We start from the raw sequence: 17,972 nt of genomic DNA on the forward strand, positions 1-17,972 counted from the left end.
GGGCACTCCTCAATGATGGGAAGTTCGGTGGAATATCAGGCCTGGAGCGTCGCGTTGATCCTGCCGATGACCGGAAGGGCGGCGGCGAGGGCGGCACGGTCGTCGTCCGAAAGGCACGAGAGGACGCCGGCCATGACGGAGTTGCGGCGCTCATTGGCGGCGGCGACGGCGGCGAGGCCGGCTTCCGTGAGGGTCACGCGGACGGCGCGGGAGTCGTTGGGGTCCGGTTCCCGGCGGGCGAGGCCGGCACGCTCGAGCTTGATGATCTGTTCGGTGGCGCTGGGCACCTTAACGCCGAGGTTTCGGGCGATTTCGCCCACGCGCACTCCACTGGCGGAGGAAGCACGGCCGCCTGTTGCGGGTCCGGCGTCCATCAGCATCTTGAGCAGGCTGAGCTGGGCGGCACTGAGTTCGCCGTCGGCATCCAGACGGCGGACGAGGTAGATGCTGTGGCGGAGGGCCTCGCGGAAGTCCTGGGCGAGAGCAAGAAGGCCGGGGTCAGCCGGTTCACTGGCGTTCATAGTTAGGTAGCCTAACAGTTAGGCTACCTAATGGTCAAGGAAGACGAGTTGCCCTATCACTCTTGGTCGTTAAAACCGGCGAATGGGAACCATAAGTGATAGGGCAACGGAAACACGCCGACGCCGGAACTCACGTGAGTTCCGGCGTCGGCCCAGCTAGGGCGTTGATCAGACGACGGCCTTGGCCTCCTCGATAAGGGAGGAGACAGCGGCGAAGAGCGGATGGTCCGCTGCCAGGCCGGTGATCGTCTCCGTGGCCTCGTCCGGCGTGGACGCGGAGAGGATTTTCGCCAGCTCCACGGCCTCGGCGTCGGCCGGATCGTTGAAGCGCAGGGCCGCAGCAATCGCCCCGAGCAGCGCTTCGGGGACAATTCCGCGTTCGGCCAGCTCGGCAGCGGGGCCGATGAAGCGTTCGTGCCGGCTGAGTTTGCGCAGCGGGGCGCGGCCCACCCGGTTGACGGTGTCCGGCAGGTGCGGGTTGGAGAAGCGGCCCAGGATCTTCTCCACGTACGCCTCCTGATCCCCGCGGTTGAAGCCGTGCTTGGCCACCAGCAGCTCCTTGGTTTCGTCCAGGACGGCGCGCACGTCGGCTGCGACGTCCTGATCGGCCATGGCCTCGGAAATCTTGCCCAGGCCGGCCTCGAAACCGAAGTAGGCTGCAGCCGCGTGCCCCGTGTTGACGGTGAACAGCTTCCGCTCGATGTACGGCTCCAGATCGTCCACGAAGGTCGCGCCCGGTATCACCGGTTCCTTCCCGGCGAACGGCGTACGGTCGATCACCCATTCATAGAACGTCTCCACCGTGACGTCCAGGCCCTGCCCGGCTTCCTGGTTGGGCACAATCCGGTCCACCGCCGTGTTGGCAAACACGGCGGCAGCGTCCAAGGACCCGGCGGCCGGATCCCACTGGGCAGCAACTTCGGACTTGAGGATGTCGGTCGCGTTGATCGCGTTCTCGCAAGCCATCACCTGCAGCGGCGCCAGCCCGGGGGCGCGGGCCGCGATCCCCTTGGCGATCGCAGGCGCCACAAACTTCAGGATGTGCGGCCCGACGGCGGTGGTGACGATGTCCGCCGTGGCGATTTCGGCGACGACGGCGGCTTCCTGGATGCCGGAGTTCAGCGCACGGAAGTTATCGACGGTACGGACTGCGGGATTCTCTCCCACTTCGTGGACCTGGTAGCTGTCCGCGGCGGCCAGCTCGGTGATGAGGGCGTCCGCGACATCGGCGAACACCACCTCATACCCGGCCTCGTGCAGCAGCAGGCCCACGAATCCGCGCCCGATGTTTCCGGCTCCGAAATGAACAGCCTTCACTAGTCGTTGACCTTTCCAAAGAGGGCCAGCACTTCGTCAACCGTGGTGGCCGCCTCAAGCTGGGCCACCTGGGCCTTGTTGGTGAAGACCTTGGCGATCGAGGACAGGATGTGCAGGTGTTCGTTGTTGACGCCGGCCACGCCGACCACGAACTTCACTTCCTTGCCGTTCCAATCAATGCCGTTCGGGTAGCGGATCACCGACACCGCGGACTTCATGATGTGGTCCTTCGCGGCGTTGGTGCCGTGCGGGATCGCAAGGAAGCTGCCCATGTAGGTGGAGACGGATTCCTCCCGTTCGTGCATGGCGTCCACATAACCGGAGTCGACGGCGCCGCGGTCCAGCAGGAGCTGCCCGGCCTCGTCGATCGCGGCGTCCCGCGTGGTGGCGGTGCCGTTGAGGACCACGCTTTCGGCCACCAGGATGCCTGCGGGACCCGTCTCGGCGTCCGGCTCGGCCCCTGCGGGGGTTTCCGGCGTTTCGACGGCGGCAGCAGGGGCCGGGGCGCCGGCCGGGGCCGCTTCGCCGCTCGTGTTGCTTGCCTCGACCAACTCCACGATCTCGTCGTACCGCGGGCTGTTCATGAAGTTGTCCACGGAGACATGCACGGCGCTGGCGGTCGCGGGCTTGGCCCGCTCGGTCAGGTCCTGGTGGGTAATGACGACGTCGTACGTGTCGGTGAGGTTGGCGATGGCGGAGTTCGTGACCTTGACGTCCGGGAAACCGGCGGCCTTGATCTTGTTGCGGAGCACCGAGGCGCCCATCGCACTGGAGCCCATGCCGGCGTCGCACGCAAAGACGATGTTCTTGATCGGGGTTGCGAGGACAGCGACGCCGCTGGCACCCACGCCCTCACCGATCAGGGCCGCGGAAACCGAGCTCTTCTTGCCCTTCAGGGCCTCCATCCGGTGCGTGGCCTGGTCGAGGTCGTCTTCCGCGGGCGCCTTGCTGGCCTTCAGGATCACCGAGGCGATGAGGAAGGACACCGTGGTGGCGAACAGCACGGAGAGCGTCACGCCGACGTAGCTGTCGCGGGCTGTTGAGGCGTAGACCGCGATAATGCTGCCCGGGGCTGCCGGGGACCGGAGTCCGGCGCCGGTGACCACGAGCGTGAAGATGCCGGTCATGCCGCCGCCGATTGCTGCGAAGATCGTCATCGGCTTCATCAGGACGTACGGGAAGTAGATCTCATGGATGCCGCCGACGAACTGGATGACCGCCGCGCCCGGCGCGGACGCCTTGGCCAGACCCTTGCCGAAGATTGAAAAGGCGAGCAGGATGCCGAAGCCCGGACCGGGGTTGGCTTCGAGCAGGAACAGGATGGACTTGCCCTGCTCGAGTGCCTGCTGCGTGCCCAGCGGGGTGAGGATGCCGTGGTTGACGGCGTTGTTGAGGAACAGGACCTTCGCGGGCTCGATGAAGATGCTCGTGAACGGCAGGAGGCCGTTGAGGACGAGGAATTCGACCACGGCGCTGGCACCATTGCTGAATGCCTTCACCACCGGGCCGACCACCAGCATGCCGACGACCGCCATGGCGGCGGCAAGGATGCCTGCCGAGAAGTTGTCGATCAGCATTTCGAAGCCGGGCTTCACGCGGCCTTCCCAGATCTTGTCCAGCTTCATCATGATCCAGGCGGTGAGCGGGCCAAGAATCATGGCGCCGATGAACATCGGGATGTCGGTACCGACGATGACGCCCATGGTGGCCACCGCACCCACCACGCCGCCGCGCACGCCGTAGACCATCCGGCCGCCCGTGTAGCCGATCAGGAGCGGGAGCATGTACGTGATCATCGGCCCCACAAGCTTGCCGAGCTCCGCATTGGGGAAGAAGCCCGCCGGGATGAACAGTGCCGTGATGAAGCCCCAGGCGATGAAGGCGGCGATGTTGGGCATGATCATTCCTGAGAGGAACGTCCCGAATTTCTGGACGTGTACCCGCACGCTGGTGCGTGGTTTCGCAACTGTCTCTGTTGCCATGTGAATTCCTAACCGTCGTTCCCGCTGCTTTGCAGGATGGTCCGATAATTTCGCCGAGCTAGCTGGTGGAGATCCGGTGGAGCCATTCGAGGAAGAGCTTGAGTTCTGAGCTGGAGAGCTGGTCCGAGTGGGACGCCTGGAGTGCTGCGTTCAATGCGATGGCCGCCACAACCACTGAGGATTTTCCGCTGTCAACAGAGCCGTTGTCCCGGGCCTGCTCGGTGGAAACCGCAAAGATCATGGCGTCGCGGGTCATGGAGGAGAGCTCGAGGTTGCGCTCCGGCACCTTTTCCGCGATCAGCATGAGGGTCACGCCCACGTTGGCCGCCAGGATGGACCTGGCCGCCTCTTTGGGCGGGACGTTGAGCTGGCCGGAGACTGCCGCCTTGTTGAGCATCTCCTCCATGAGGGCCTCGGCATCGGCGACGATCGCCGGACGGCTCTCAGGGCGGATATTGCCAAACATGACGAGGTACAGTTCCGGCTGTTTCAGCCCGAACTGGACGTGGTTGTCCCACATCCGGCGGATGTCCTCCAGCGGCTGGCCAGAGGGCGCGAAGTCACGTTCGCCCGCGACATATTCGTCAAAACCTGCTGCGACGACGGCGTCGAACAGCCCTTCCTTGTCACCAAAGTGGTGGTACAGGGTCGGTGCCGTAACACCGGCCAGCTGTGTGATCTGGCGGGTCGAGACTGCGGATCCGCCTGAGTTGGCCAGCAGCTCGGCGGCCGCGCGCAGCAGCCGGGCCTTGGGTGGTAGCTGGCCATCGATACTCATAACCGCTACCCTAGCACCTATAGCAACGCTATATGAACTGCATCACATACAATTTTTGCAGGTGCCGTGGCCCGCCCGTTGACGTAGCCGTCAGCCGCAGGCACAAATGATCCCCAGGGTCAGCGGCACCTGGTTTACCGGCTTAGTGGCCACTGGCCTACGACAGAGAATGAGGACCTTCAGTGCAGAACTTCCCAGGAGTAGGCGTTAGCCCCGGCCGCATCATCGGCACCATCCGGCAGATGCCCAAACCGATCAGCGAACCGCCCGCCGGAGAGCAGCTTCCCGCCGGCGTCACGGCGGAAGACGCGACGGCGGCACTGAAGGCCGCGGCGAAATCCGTCCACGACGAACTCAAGGCCCGCTCCGAGACCGTCACCGGCGACGGCAAGGCCGTCCTCGAGGCCACGGCCCTCATGGCCACCGACACCATGCTGCTCAAATCCGCCGCCAAACTGATCGTCCGCGGCACGTCCGGGCAGCGGGCGATCTGGGAAGCCGGCGCCTCCGTCTCGGAAATGCTGCACAACCTCGGCGGCTACATGGCCGAGCGCGCCACGGACGTCCTGGATGTCCGGTCCCGGATCGTGGCGGAACTGCGCGGAGTTCCCGCGCCGGGAATTCCCGTGTCCTCCGCTCCGTTCATCCTCATCGCCGAGGACCTGGCCCCGGCCGACACCGCCACCCTGGATCCGGAAAAGGTCCTGGCCCTGGTCACCGCCGGCGGCGGACCGCAGTCCCACACCGCGATCATTGCCCGCTCGCTCGGCCTGCCGGCCGTGGTCGCCGCCGTCGGGGTCGACGAACTCGCCGACGGCACGGAGGTGTACGTGGACGGCGCGGCCGGCCTCATCACCGCGAACCCGGATGAGTCCCAGCGGGCGGCAGCAGCCCACTGGGCCGCCACGGCGTCGCTGCTGTCCGCTTTTGACGGGACGGGCACGACGTCGGACGGCCACCTCGTTCCGCTCCTCGCCAACGTCGGCGGCGCCAAAGACGCCGTGGTCGCGGCCGGCCTGAACGCCCAGGGAGTGGGTTTGTTCCGGACCGAGTTCTGTTTCCTCGAGCGGGACACCGAACCGACCGTGGAGGAACAGGCCGCCGCCTACAAGGGCGTCTTCGACGCCTTCCCAGGCAAGAAAGTGGTGCTCCGCACGCTCGACGCCGGCGCGGACAAGCCGCTGCCGTTCCTGACCGACGCCACCGAGCCCAACCCCGCCCTGGGTGTCCGCGGCTACCGGACCGATTTCACCACGCCCGGGGTCCTCGAGCGCCAGCTGCAGGCGATTGCGCAGGCCGAGAAGGCGTCCGAGGCCGATGTCTGGGTGATGGCCCCGATGATTTCCACCGCGGAGGAGGCGGCCCGTTTTGCCTCGCTGTGCGCCACGGCAGGGATCAGGACCCCCGGCGTCATGGTGGAGGTCCCCTCGGCCGCCCTGACGGCAGAGGCCATCCTCCGCGAAGTCGGCTTCGCAAGCCTGGGCACCAACGACCTCACCCAGTACGCCATGGCCGCCGACCGCCAGCTCGGCCCCCTGGCCGCCCTGAACACCCCGTGGCAGCCGGCCGTGCTGCGGCTCGTGGGCCTGACAGTGGAGGGTTCGGCGGCCGAGGGGCACAACAAGCCGGTGGGCGTGTGTGGCGAGGCCGCCGCGGACCCGGCCCTCGCCGTCGTCCTCACGGGGCTGGGCGTCACCACACTGTCCATGACCGCGCGGTCCATCGCGGCCGTCGCCGCCGTGCTGAAGACCGTCACCTTGGCCGAAACGCAGGAGCTGGCCAAGCTGGCCTTGTCGGCGCCGAGCGCAACCGAGGCCCGGGCATGGGTCCGGGCAAAACTGCCGGTCCTGGAGGACCTTGGGCTGTAACCGCTGGTCCGCAGGAGGGGCCGCGGGTGGGCCCACCGGCGGGCCCACCCGCTGCGATGCAGCCGCTAGGATGCACTCATGGCACTGATAGCTCCCCGGGTGACGGCCGGCCTCCCGGCCGAGGACGCGCAGAAACTCCGGTACGCCCTCGACGGCAGCGACGACATCACGGTGTTCGTCGACGGCACCGTCCACCGGCTGCCGCCCGCGGCCCGGGACGCCGTCGTTGATTTGCTGGGCCGCTTCAGCCGCGGCGAGTCCGTGACCGTCAGCAGCGTCGAGGAGATGCTGACGACGTCCCGGGCCGCGGAGCTTGCGGGGATCTCGCACACGTACCTGCGGAACATGACCGATCGCGGCGAGATCCCCGTCGAATACCGCGGAACGCACCGACGGATCCGGCTGGCCGACATCATGGCGTGGCTGGAAACGCAGAAGAAGAATAGTACGGACGCCGGGACACCGGCCGGCCATGATGGCGAGGGCGCCGGTGTTTAAGGAACAGATGCTTCATGAACGGATGCTTCATGAAGCGGTGATAAGGATCAAGCAACGATCCCGCTTCTGGGCGGAAACACTTATATGCCGCGGGTTACGCTTGAATTGTGGGTAAATTCAGAGGGTGGCACATCATGGCAGGGATCGCCGCCATGCTGCTCGCTGGCATCCTCGGAACCGCGATGGGCCTGAACAACACCGCCACTTATTTGGCCAGCGGCGTCGCTTTCGTTGCGGTGTCACTCTGGGTGGACAGCCGGATTTCCCGCCACCGCAGCGCCGTCCGCAAGACCGGTCCCGACGCCGGCCAGGACGCGAAACTGGCCCTCGACGATTCCTCCAAGCGCGAGGGCTGACCCGAGGGCTACAGCGCGCCGCTAGATTCTGGGCCGGCCCGCCCAGCGCCGCGCCTTGAGCGCAGCATGCAGTTCCAACCGCACCATTCCCTTCAACGGGTCCACGCCCAGCAGCTGGCGGATCCGGCCCAGCCGGTTGTAAATGCTGCTCCGGTGCAGGTGCAGCTTGGCCGCGACTTCCTGGACCGAACCGTCGTTGTCGTAGAACAGCTCCAGCACCGGCAGCAGCTCGCGGTTGCGGTCATGGTCCTCGAGGATGCGGAAATACACCGATCCCGCGTCCGCCCAGGCCCCCGCGCCGCCGCCGGCCGAGGCCAGCAGCTGGTAGACGCCGGTGGCCCGGCAGTCGACAAGCTCGCCCAGCTGCGGATCCACTGCCGCGGCCTGGGCCGCCTGCCGTGACTGCCGGTAGGCCTCGGCGAGTTCCCGCGGCTTGGCAAATCCCTCGCTCGTACCCAGGATGATCCGCCGGACCGTGCGCCCGGAACGTTTGGCGAGTTCCAGCTGGTAGTGGACCAGCACCTGGGCGTGGTCCGCGCGTCCTGTGGATTCCTTGAAGAGCACCACCGCGTGGGTCTCGGTACCGGCGCTGAACAGGGCGGCGTCCACGCCGATAGTGGCCTGCAGCGCCGCGGAGCGGTGAATGAGTGTGTCGGCGAAGGGATCCGAGCCCCCGGCCCAGCCGTCCGCGTCCAGGACGGTCACCAGCTGCCAGGGCCCCTTGCCCTGGACCTCTTTCCAGCCCGCCACGGCCGCCGCCGCGTTGGCCTCGCCGGCGCAGGCGGCCAGGAACTCCTGCTCACGGCGGCGGCGGAACTCGGACTCAGCCGTGTTGGAATCCAGCAGCAGGGAGGACAGCTGCTCCAGCTCCGGCGCCACGTCCTGCAGCTGGGTGAGGACGGTCGCGGCACTTGGTTCCTCGGCGTCGAGCTGGACCCACAGGTACCCCACCCGGAAGCCGCGCACCAGCAGCGGCACGCACACGCGGCCCAGCATGCCGAGATCTTCGTTGGCCGGCACGACGACCGGCCGGACCGCCGTCGCAATCCCGTGGGAGAGCTGCCATGCGATGACGTCCACGGGGACCCGCTTGCTGAGCAGGAAGTTCACCCGGACGCGGTCCGCATGCGATTGGTTCGAGCTGTAGGCGAGGAGCAGCCCGTCGAGGTCCTCGAGGGAGAGACCGCGGCCCAGCCGCTGCGCCACCTGCTCCACGAGCTGCTCCACGTCCTGCTGCTGCATCCTGCCAGACTACTGCCCCGGCCGGCCGCACTGCGAATGCATCCGCACGGACACGAGCCGACACCTGACGCCCGCCACCTCGACAAATGTCTATCCCCGGATTTGAAAAACCCCGGAATAACGCGGCCAGTGCCCGGCGCCCGGTAGCGGCACCTGTCGCGTGCCTCACAGCGGGATTTATTCTGGAAGTACGAATCCCCCGCTCATCCAGGCCCACAGGCCTACACCCACTGGAGCTAACAAATGATCATCGGCGTACCCAAAGAGATCAAGAACAACGAGTTCCGCGTCGCCATCACCGCGGCCGGCGTCCACGAATTCCGCACCCACGGCCACGTGGTCCTCGTCGAGCGCGGCGCGGGCCTGGGCTCCGGCATCACGGACGAGGAATACGCGATCGCCGGCGCCGAGATCGTCGCCGAAGCCGACGACGTCTGGGGCCGCTCCGACATGGTGATGAAGGTCAAGGAACCGGTCAAGGCCGAATACCACCGCTTCCGCAAGGGCCTGATCCTCTTCACTTACCTGCACCTGGCCGCCGAGCCGGAACTGACCCAGGCGCTCATCAACTCCGGCGTCACCGCCATCGCCTACGAGACCGTCCAGGAAGGCCGGACCCTGCCGCTGCTGGCCCCGATGTCCGAGGTTGCCGGCCGGCTGTCCGTGCAGGTGGGCGCCACCTCCCTGATGGCCCCCGCAGGCGGCAAGGGCGTGCTGCTCGGCGGCGTCCCGGGCGTCCGTCCGGCCAAGGTTGTTGTCCTGGGCGCCGGTGTTGCCGGCACCAACGCCGCCGCCATGGCCCTGGGCCTGGGCGCCGACGTCACCATCCTGGACATCAACATCAACCGTCTCCGCGAACTGGACGCCCAGTACCAGGGCCGCCTGAAGACGGTCGCGTCCAATAAGTACGAGATCGAGAAGTCCGTGGTCGACGCCGACCTCGTCATCGGTTCAGTCCTGATCCCCGGCGCCAAGGCCCCGAAGCTCGTCACCAACGAGCTCGTGTCCCGGATGAAGCCCGGCTCCGTGCTGGTGGACATCGCCGTGGACCAGGGCGGCTGCTTCGAGGACACCCACCCCACCACGCACCAGGAACCGACGTACAAGGTCCACAACACGATCTTCTACTGCGTCGCCAACATGCCCGGCGCCGTCCCGAACACCTCCACGTACGCGCTGACCAACGTCACCCTGCGCTACGCCGTCTCGCTGGCGAACCTGGGCGTCAAGGCTGCGTTCGAGCGCGATGCAGCCCTGGCCGCCGGCCTGAACATCGCCGGTGGCAAGGTTGCGCACCGCTCGGTCTCCGAGGCGCATAACCTGCCCCTCGTCGCCGACTGGCACGAGCTGGTCTCCGCGTAACCAGCTGGTCTCCGCGTAGGCGCCACCGCATCGGCTGCCCCGTAACCGCCCTTTTGGACCCCCAAAACGGCGGTATCGGAGCAGCCGACTGCGTTTAACCCCCGATGGCGCGGAGGGCGTTCACCTGGCCACTGCCGTAGAAGCCGTTGTTGCCCGTGCCGCCCTGGCAGAGCTGCGGTGCACCGTTGGACGCAGACGGGAACGGCGCGTACATCGTGGTGTCGGGGCAGGCCATGCCGTCGGCGGTGGTGGTGATCCGCGCCGAAACGGCTCCCGGGTTGCTCACACCGCTGCTGACCACGAGAGCAGCAACCCCGGCGACGTGCGGGGAGGCCATCGAGGTGCCCTGCAGGTAGCAGTACGCGGCACCGGCGTCGACCACCTTGAGCGATGCGGCGCAGGGTGCGGACGCCGGCCAGGTGGACAGGACTCGACCGTTCACTGCGGCGGGGTGAGCTGCAGACGGCGGTCTCCGCCGGGGGCCACGACATCGGCAGTGCCGACTCCGTAACTTGAATAGTAGGACTTGTTGCCCTTATTGCCGTTGGCAGTCACACCGATGACGCCCGGCAGTTCGACCGGGACCACGGCACAGGCGTTGGTGATCTCCCGCGATACCGGCGTGGAGTCGTCCGGGCTCATGACGTCCCGGGAGGGGTGGGCGAGGTCGTCCGAGAAATTACCCTGGGCTGCAACGACGGTGGTGCCGCTCTGCTGGGCGAAGCGGATGGCACGGCGTTCCGCCTCCCAGATGGCGCGCTGCTCCGGGTCGTTCTTGCAGTTGAAGAGATACGGGTCCGCGAAGTAGCTGTTGTTCGTGACCTGGATCCCCTTGGCGGCTGCCCACATGAAGGAGCAAACGATAGCCTCGGGGTAAAAGAAGCCGCCGGCGTTGCCGGCCTTGATCCCGGCAACCTTCACGTTGGGCGCCACGCCGACCATGCCGATGCCGTTCTTGGCGGCCGCGATGGTCCCCGCAGTGTGGGTGCCGTGGCCGTTGTCGTCCATCCAGGCGGACGGGGACTGGTCCGGGACGCCGCCGACGCAGGAGACACTCTTGGCAAAGTCGACGTTGGGGGCCAGGTCAGGGTGGGTGTAGTCGAGGCCGGTGTCGATGTCGCCGACCACCACGGAAGCGCTTCCGCCGTTGAGGGTGCGGGCGGCGGGTGCCTGGATCTGGTCCATGTCCCACTGCAGGGCTGACAGGTTATCGCTTCCGGGGGCGGGGGTGCCCGCCGTGACGGGCGCCTGGGCGTCGGTGTTGTCCGCGGCGCTGTCGCCGATGGCGACCCCAAAGGCAGCGGTGGAGGCCGCTCCCTGGACTGCCCCGTCCCGGGCCTTCAGCGCGGAGCCGAAACCGACGCGGTCCGACTTCACGATCGCCACCCCGATTTCCGGATAGCTGTGGACCACGGTTCCGCCGGCTGTCGTGACCGATTTCAACGAGGAATCCGACACACTGTTGGCCTTGTACAGGACCACGTAGTTCTGCATTGAGCCCGTTGGGGCATCGGCTGACGCGGCAGGATATGCCGCACCGGCCAACAAGCCCACTGCAAGGCCTACTGTGCTCAGCGGTGCAATGAGCCTTTTGAGTTTTTGCATCGTGCTGCTCCATTTCTGCCAGGGCGGCAGCACACGATAGCGGCCGGCCGCACTGGATTCGCTCTCCAATCGACCGTCGGCGTCTTTGCCGAAGACCGCTCCCGGGGTTCACCCGACCAAGATAGGTGAAGACCCACGACTTAGACCATAGTGACGCAAGTTACAGTTGTGAAGCCTCATCGGTGGATGAATTTGGCCAATCCGCGGCTAAGCCAGCTCCCGGGCCTGCTCGATCAGCTGCAGCACCTGAAGCGGGCCCGCTGGGTCGACGGGGACGGGCAGCGCCGAGGCGGCACCGCCGTCGGCGATCTTTGCAGCCAGGATCCGGTAGAACTCCGGGTAGGCGCCCCGCTCGGTGGGCAGCCGGTCCAGATGCCCGTCGCGTCCCAGGAGCCCAGCCCAGTCCGGATCTTCCACGCCGTAGTCGGCGTCCAGCGGGCTTCCGCCGGCCACGATGTAGGGCTCCTGCGGGTCCACGCCGTGCTTGGTGAAGCCGCCCTCGCTGCCCAGGATGCGGTAGCGCGGACCTTGCTGGGCGCACAGCATGTTCATCCAGAGGTGGCTGGTTACCCCGGAGCTGTGCCGCAGGGCCACGAAGACGTCGTCGTCAGCCCTCTCGCCGGGCCGCCGGGCCGCCAGTTCAGCATGGATCACCGTGGCCGGGCCGAAGAGCTGCACGGCCTGGTCCAGCAGGTGGGTGCCGAGGTCAAACAGCACGCCGCCGCCGTCGTCCGCCGTGGCGGCCGCCTTCCACGCCTTGGGGACGTCCGGTGACCACCGCTCGAAGCGGGACTCAAAGCGGGTCACGGTACCGAAGGCTCCCGCGTCCATGAGGGCTTTCACGGTGAGGAAGTCGCCGTCCCAGCGCCGGTTCTGGAACACGGTGAGCACCCGGCCCAGCCGCGCGGCGAGGTCGATGAGTTCCTGCCCCTCGGCGCTGCGCACGGCGAACGGCTTGTCGACGACGACGTCGAGTCCGGCTTCCAGCGCCGCTTTCGCCAGCGGGTAGTGGGTGGCGGGCGGCGTGCCGAGCACCAGCAGGTCCAGTCCGCCGGCGAGCTCCAGGATGTCGGCCGGGGTGTCGACGAGCCTGGCGTCCGGGTAGCTGGACGCGGCGGCGGACTGCCGGCCGGCGTCGGAGGTGGAGATGGCATCCAGCGAATAGGCAGGGTTTGCGGCGATGAAGGGAGCGTGGAAGACGCTGCCCGAGAGGCCGAAACCGGCGACGGCGGTGCGGATAGGCCTGGCTGAATCGTTGCTCATGGTGCCTAGGCTACCGCCCTGCGCGCCTGCAGGACCCGGCAGGTTGCTGCGCGGGCGGCCGGTCAAGCGAACGAGGCCGGCGCCGCCCGGATGCTTCCAGAGGCGCCGGCCTCGGCCGTGCTGGTTGTTAATGCCTAGTGTTACTCAGTATTGCTTAGTCAGCAGGGGTTACTTCTTGTCCCAGCCGACGACGCTCCAGTCCGGCGTCTGGAACAGGCTGGCGCCGTAGTTGGCCAGGCCCGTGCGGGCGAAGTAGATCTGCGGGCCGTTCATGACCACGCCCATGGAGAAGTACTTTTCCATGTGCTTCTTCTCGACGTCCATGGCGGCCTCGTTGCGCTGGGCGTCATCCTGGATGGAGGAGAGGTCCTTGATGGCCTTGTCCAGCTCGGCATCGCCGAGTTCGTTCTCGTTGGTGGCGGAGTCGTAGTACTGCTTCACCGCAGAGGTGGCGTCGGCGCCGACGGAGTAGCCGCTGATGGTGAGCTGGAAGTCGCGGCTGCCAACCACCTTGCCGAAGTCGGCGTCGCCGCGCTGGTCAATGCCAACTTCCATGCCGGCCGCCTGCAGCTGCTTCTGCAGGGTCTGCACGGTGGCGAGGGCGGTGGGGTCGTCACCGAAGTTGGTGATCTTGAACGACGCTGGGACGCCGTCCTTTTCCATGATGCCCTTGGCGTTGGCCTTGTAGCCGGCCTCGGTCAGAACCTTCTTGGCCGCGTCGGCGCCCGTCTCCTTGACCGGGTAGTTGTCCTGGTAGTACTTCGAGAACGGCATCAGCATCATCGAGCCCGAGCTGTTCTCCTCCCAGTTCAGGCCACCGAAACGGACGGCGCGGATGGCCGGACGGTCAACGGCGGTGAAGATCGCCTTGCGGACGGCGACGTCGGTGAGCGGTGCCTTCAGGGCGTTGAGGTTCAGGCCGCCCGCGAAGAGTCGCTGACCGCGGCGGACCTCGGAGTTCTTGGTGCCTTCAAGCTGCTTGTACTTGGTCAGCGTGCGGCCGTCGGCCATGTCGACCTCGCCGTTCTTGAAGGCGGCGATCTCCGCGCTTGCCTCCAGCTGGCGGAAGATCACCTTGTCCAGGACCGCCTTCTCGCCCCACCACTTGTCGTTCGGAACCAAGGAGACAGTCTTCGCGGCAGAGTCGAACTTGTCGACCTTGAACGGGCCGGCCATCCACTCGGGGTGCATTTCACCGGTGAACCCGGTGTTGAAGATTTCCGGGGTGTTGACGGTCTGCGGGATGAATCCGCCGAAGATGTCGCTGAGCGGGTACACCGGCTGCGTGGTGGTCACAACGACTTCCTTGTCGCTGGTTCCGGCTTTGACGGAGTCGATGAACTCGTAGGCGCCGGACGTGACGATGTCGATGTCCTTGTTCTGGCCGTTGAGCATCTTCCACGTGTTTTCGAACGTGGCGGCGTTGATCGGAGTGCCGTCGTTGTAGGCGGCCTTCGGGTTGACCTTGATGGTGATGGTCTGCTTGCCGTCTTTGACTTCGCTCTTGAAGTCTTCGCAGAAGTTCTTGTTGAGGCTGGCGGTGCCGTCGAAGTCCAGCTTCCAGCAGCCGACGTAGCCGGCCTCGTCGATCGGGTAGTGCAATTCAGTGTTGTCCGCTGAGTTGCCCGCGTTGGAGAAGCCGTTGAAGTCCGGTCCGATGTTGCCCAGGGGCAGCGTCACGGTGCCGCCCTGCTGCAGGTCGGCGGCGTTCTTGGCGTTGACGCTGATGAGCTTGCTGAGATCGCCGGAGGCATCCTGTGCCTTGGCGCTCTGAGCTGTGGTGGAGGCGCCACCGCTGCCGCAGGCAGTCAGCGCAAGCGCCGCCACGACGGCGGTGATGCCACCGATTTTGGTGCGATTCTTCATGAGATCCCCTTCATTTTTTGTGCGAGTGTGATGCATGGGAGGTCTGCCGGACTGCTGGTCCGGATGTTGCTGGCCGGGATGTCTGCTGGTCGGGTCAGTCAGTGGTCTTCGTGGACAACGACCATGTCTGCGTCCAGTTCGCCGTCCGGGTAGAAGCAGGCGAACTGCTGGTCGGTGGCGGCTGGTTCCAGGGCGGGCTCGAGGGTCAGGCACTTCTCCTGCCTGGCCGGCGGCAGGGCCGCAAACACGGGGCAGCGGGTGGCGAAGTTGCAGCCTGCCGGCGCCTCCAGCGGTGAGGGCAGGTCGCCCTGGAGGATGATCCGTTCGCGGGTGCGCTCCAGCTCCGGATCCGGTACCGGGATCGCGGAGAGCAGGGCCCGGGTGTAGGGGTGGCGGGGGTTGTCGAAGACGGCGTCGACGTCTCCGATCTCCACGATCTTGCCCAGGTACATGACAGCAACGCGGTTGGAGATGTGCCGGACCACGGAGAGGTCGTGCGCCACCATGAGGTAGCTCAGGCCGAGTTCGGCACGGAGCTTGTCCAGGAGGTTGATGACGCCTGCCTGCACTGACACGTCGAGGGCGGAGACAGGTTCGTCCAGGACAACCAGCCGGGGGTTCACGGCGAGGGCGCGGGCAATGCCGATGCGCTGGCGCTGGCCGCCGGAGAACTGGTTGGGGAAACGGTTGACGTGGTCCGCCTGCAGGCCCACCAGCTCCATGAGCTCCATGATCCGCTTCCGGATGGCCGGCTTGGGCATGCCCAGGTTTTCCATCGGCTCGGCCAGGACCTCGTAGACGGTGAAGCGCGGATCCAGCGCCCCGGTGGGATCCTGGAACACCATCTGCAGTTCCCTGCGCATTCCAGCCTTGGCCCTGGCGTCGGCGGACTGCTTGTTGCTCAGCCCGCCAATGACCACCTCGCCGTCCTGGTCCTTGTGGAATTCCATGATTTCCAGCAGGGTGGTGGTCTTTCCGCAGCCGGACTCCCCCACGATCGAGAAGCACTCGCCTTCGCGGATATCGAAGCTCAGCCCGTCCACGGCTTTCACCGTGCCGATCCTGCGCTTGAGCAGGGCGCCCTTCATCAGGGGAAAGTGCTTCTTTACGTCGCGGAGCTCCAGGACAGTCTTACGCTCGTGCCGCGGAAGGCGGTCGAAGCGGGAGACCGGCACGGCCGGGGCGGCGAAAATGGCGTGGGCGTCGACGTCGGCGAGTGCCTCGGTCTTGATGCACGCGGCACTGTGTCCCGTGCCGGGCTCCACCGTCCGAAGGTCCGGTTCGCCGTCGAGGCAGGCCTCGCTGGCCAGCGGGCAACGCGGCGCGAACGAGCAGCCGGTGGGCGGGTGGGCGAGGTTCGGGGGGATGCCGTCGATCGGGACCAGTGAGGTCTTTTCCGCGATGTCCACGCGCGGTACGGCCCCGAGCAGGCCCATGGTGTAGGGCATCCGCGGGCTGTAGTAGATGTCGTCGACGCTGCCGGTCTCCACCGGCCTGCCGGCGTACATCACCATGATGTCGTCCGCCATGCCGGCGACCACGCCGAGGTCGTGCGTGATCATCACGACGGCGGCGCCGGTCTCCTCCTGCGCGGCGTGGAGCACCTCCAGGACCTGCGCCTGGATGGTGACGTCCAGCGCCGTCGTCGGCTCATCGGCGATCAGAACCCGCGGGTTGTTGGCGATCGCGATCGCGATCATGACGCGCTGGCGCATGCCGCCGGAGAACTCGTGCGGGAAGGCCTTGAGTCGGTCCTTCGGGCTGGGGATGCCGACCAACCCCAGGAGTTCGACGGCGCGGGCCTCCTTGGCCCGCTTGCTCATGGTCGGGTTGTGGACGGTCAGGGCCTCGATAATCTGGGTGCCGACGGTATAGACAGGGGTCAGGGAGGACAGCGGGTCCTGGAACACCATCGCGAGGTCGTTGCCGCGGTACTGGCACATGGCCTTGTCGCTGAGACCCAGCAGTTCCTTGCCGTTGAGCCGGACGGAACCGCTGATTTCCGCCGTCGGAGGCAGCAGGCCCATGATCGCCATGGACGTGACCGATTTGCCGGAGCCGGACTCGCCCACGATGCCCAGCGTCTTGCCGGGCAGCACGTCGAAGTCGATGCCGCGCACCGCGTGCACCACACCGTTTTCGGTGTTGAAGCGGACGTTGAGGTCCCGGACGGAGAGAATCGCGCCGGTGGGGGCATGCAGCCCCGCGACGCGGAGGCGCTCGGCGGTGCCCTGGGTGATGGTATTGGCGGTGGTATTGCTGGTCATTTGTTCTTCTTCTGTGTTTTGCCAGTCGGCGTCTCGCCAGTCGGCGTCTCGCCAGTCGGCGTCTCGCCGAGCTGTGTCTTGCCAATACTGGCGCTGCCTCGCTTCGCGCGGCCAACGGAGCTGGAGCTGGGATCGAACGCGTCGCGGAGGCCATCGTTCATCATCGCCAGCGAGCCGGTGAGCAGGAACATCACGATCAACGGAGCCCAGAACATCCACGGAAAGGTGGAGACCTGCGAGGTGGACTGGCCGATCAGCACGCCCAGGCTTACGTCCGGGACCTTGATGCCGATGCCGATAAAGGAAAACGCGACCTCGGCGAGGATGGCGCCGGTGACCCCGCGGGTGACTTCCAGGACCAGCAGGGAGCCGATGTTCGGCACGAGGTGCCGCCAGACGATCCGGCGCGGCGGGATGCCCATGTACTGCGCGGCCTTGACGAAGTCACGCTGCATGAGCGACAGCGACAGGGACCTGATCAGGCGCGCGGTGCCCATCCAGCTGAAGACCAGCAGCACGATGATCAGCAGCAGCCAGCTCGGGATGGTGTTCTTCAGGCCGTTGGCGCCGCCGCTTGTGGCCACCGCGACCACCAGCAGGGCCGGCATCATGATCAGGGCTTCGAGGATGAACAGCATGACCTTGTCCACCTTGCGGCCGAAGTACGCCATGGTGCAGCCGTAGACAGCGGCGATCAGCACGGAGACGACGCCGACGACGACGCCAATCAGGATGGAGACCCTGGTGCCCTCGACGGTCAGGGCGTAGAGGTCGATCCCGGCTTGGGAGGTGCCCAGCAGATGCTCCGCGGAAGGCGGCATGCCGATGTTGAAGGGGTCGATGGCCTCCTTGTCCCAACTGCTGAAGAAGCCGCCGATGAAGGACAGGAGCGTCAGGGTCAGGAAGATGACCAGGCCGGCGACGGCTGTCCGGTTGCGCAGGAAGCGCCGCAGGATGATCCGCGACTTGCCGATCACGACGTCGTCTTTTTCCATCTTTCCTTCGTCGAGGACGGCGGCCGGGTCAATCGTGTTGAGGTTGGTCATG

Annotated in this window: 15 protein-coding genes; 4 read left to right on the forward strand and 11 right to left on the reverse strand. The window is 66.5% G+C overall.

The window, feature by feature from the left end; genetic code table 11:
• Positions 1-35 precede the first annotated feature (35 nt).
• From AC1DR1_RS01460 to AC1DR1_RS01475, 4 genes are all read right to left on the reverse strand, one after another.
• Positions 36-521 carry a MarR family winged helix-turn-helix transcriptional regulator gene (locus tag AC1DR1_RS01460; RefSeq protein WP_229991971.1) on the reverse strand — a complete coding sequence of 162 codons (486 nt, stop codon included), beginning with the start codon at positions 519-521 and terminating at the stop codon, positions 36-38.
• Positions 522-689: 168 nt separating this feature from the next.
• Entirely contained in the window at positions 690-1,838 is a 1,149-nt protein-coding gene (locus tag AC1DR1_RS01465; RefSeq protein ID WP_476967315.1) for a mannitol-1-phosphate 5-dehydrogenase, read from the reverse strand.
• A complete protein-coding gene (locus AC1DR1_RS01470) occupies positions 1,838-3,820 on the reverse strand; it encodes a PTS mannitol transporter subunit IICBA (RefSeq protein WP_229991969.1) in 1,983 nt (660 codons plus the stop codon). The genes AC1DR1_RS01465 and AC1DR1_RS01470 overlap by 1 nt, the downstream gene beginning before the upstream one ends.
• Positions 3,821-3,878: 58 nt before the next feature.
• Positions 3,879-4,598 (reverse strand): TetR/AcrR family transcriptional regulator, encoded by a 720-nt coding sequence (locus AC1DR1_RS01475; RefSeq protein ID WP_229991968.1) that lies wholly within the window; start codon positions 4,596-4,598, stop codon positions 3,879-3,881.
• A 182-nt stretch (positions 4,599-4,780) separates the two neighbouring features.
• Between AC1DR1_RS01475 and ptsP the strand changes: the two genes are divergently transcribed.
• The 3 genes from ptsP to AC1DR1_RS01490 all read left to right on the forward strand — a co-directional run bounded on the left by ptsP (position 4,781) and on the right by AC1DR1_RS01490 (position 7,320).
• On the forward strand, positions 4,781-6,466 hold the full coding sequence (gene ptsP, locus AC1DR1_RS01480) for a phosphoenolpyruvate--protein phosphotransferase (RefSeq protein WP_229991966.1): 1,686 nt from the start codon (positions 4,781-4,783) through the stop codon (positions 6,464-6,466).
• Positions 6,467-6,544: 78 nt separating this feature from the next.
• Positions 6,545-6,964 (forward strand): helix-turn-helix domain-containing protein, encoded by a 420-nt coding sequence (locus AC1DR1_RS01485; RefSeq protein ID WP_476992091.1) that lies wholly within the window; start codon positions 6,545-6,547, stop codon positions 6,962-6,964.
• A gap of 134 nt (positions 6,965-7,098) precedes the next feature.
• On the forward strand, positions 7,099-7,320 hold the full coding sequence (locus tag AC1DR1_RS01490; RefSeq protein WP_229991963.1) for a hypothetical protein: 222 nt from the start codon (positions 7,099-7,101) through the stop codon (positions 7,318-7,320).
• 21 nt (positions 7,321-7,341) lie between these two features.
• On the opposite strand, the gene AC1DR1_RS01495 is transcribed toward AC1DR1_RS01490, so the two are convergent.
• Entirely contained in the window at positions 7,342-8,562 is a 1,221-nt protein-coding gene (locus AC1DR1_RS01495; protein WP_229991962.1) for a PucR family transcriptional regulator, read from the reverse strand.
• Between the two features lie 243 nt (positions 8,563-8,805).
• Between AC1DR1_RS01495 and ald the strand changes: the two genes are divergently transcribed.
• Positions 8,806-9,924 (forward strand): alanine dehydrogenase, encoded by a 1,119-nt coding sequence (gene ald, locus AC1DR1_RS01500; RefSeq protein WP_229991960.1) that lies wholly within the window; start codon positions 8,806-8,808, stop codon positions 9,922-9,924.
• Between the two features lie 94 nt (positions 9,925-10,018).
• Here ald and AC1DR1_RS01505 read toward each other — a convergent pair whose 3' ends face one another.
• From AC1DR1_RS01505 to AC1DR1_RS01530, 6 genes are all read right to left on the reverse strand, one after another.
• Positions 10,019-10,366, reverse strand: coding sequence for a S8 family serine peptidase (locus AC1DR1_RS01505; RefSeq protein WP_476992092.1), 348 nt, complete (start codon positions 10,364-10,366; stop codon positions 10,019-10,021).
• Complete coding sequence (locus tag AC1DR1_RS01510; RefSeq protein WP_476992093.1) at positions 10,363-11,418, reverse strand: S8 family serine peptidase; 1,056 nt, start codon at positions 11,416-11,418, stop codon at positions 10,363-10,365. The genes AC1DR1_RS01505 and AC1DR1_RS01510 overlap by 4 nt, the downstream gene beginning before the upstream one ends.
• A 318-nt stretch (positions 11,419-11,736) precedes the next feature.
• Positions 11,737-12,792, reverse strand: coding sequence for a Gfo/Idh/MocA family protein (locus AC1DR1_RS01515; RefSeq protein ID WP_476992094.1), 1,056 nt, complete (start codon positions 12,790-12,792; stop codon positions 11,737-11,739).
• 168 nt (positions 12,793-12,960) lie between these two features.
• Positions 12,961-14,658 (reverse strand): ABC transporter family substrate-binding protein, encoded by a 1,698-nt coding sequence (locus tag AC1DR1_RS01520; RefSeq protein ID WP_476967310.1) that lies wholly within the window; start codon positions 14,656-14,658, stop codon positions 12,961-12,963.
• Positions 14,659-14,756: 98 nt separating this feature from the next.
• Positions 14,757-16,925: a dipeptide ABC transporter ATP-binding protein gene (locus AC1DR1_RS01525; RefSeq protein WP_476967309.1), complete on the reverse strand. Its 2,169-nt coding sequence runs from the start codon at positions 16,923-16,925 to the stop codon at positions 14,757-14,759.
• Positions 16,922-17,971, reverse strand: a complete 1,050-nt coding sequence (locus AC1DR1_RS01530; protein ID WP_476992095.1) for an ABC transporter permease — start codon at positions 17,969-17,971, stop codon at positions 16,922-16,924. The genes AC1DR1_RS01525 and AC1DR1_RS01530 overlap by 4 nt, the downstream gene beginning before the upstream one ends.
• Position 17,972: the final 1 nt, after the last annotated feature.

The sequence above is a fragment of the Arthrobacter sp. P4_F10 genome (genome assembly GCF_056401435.1).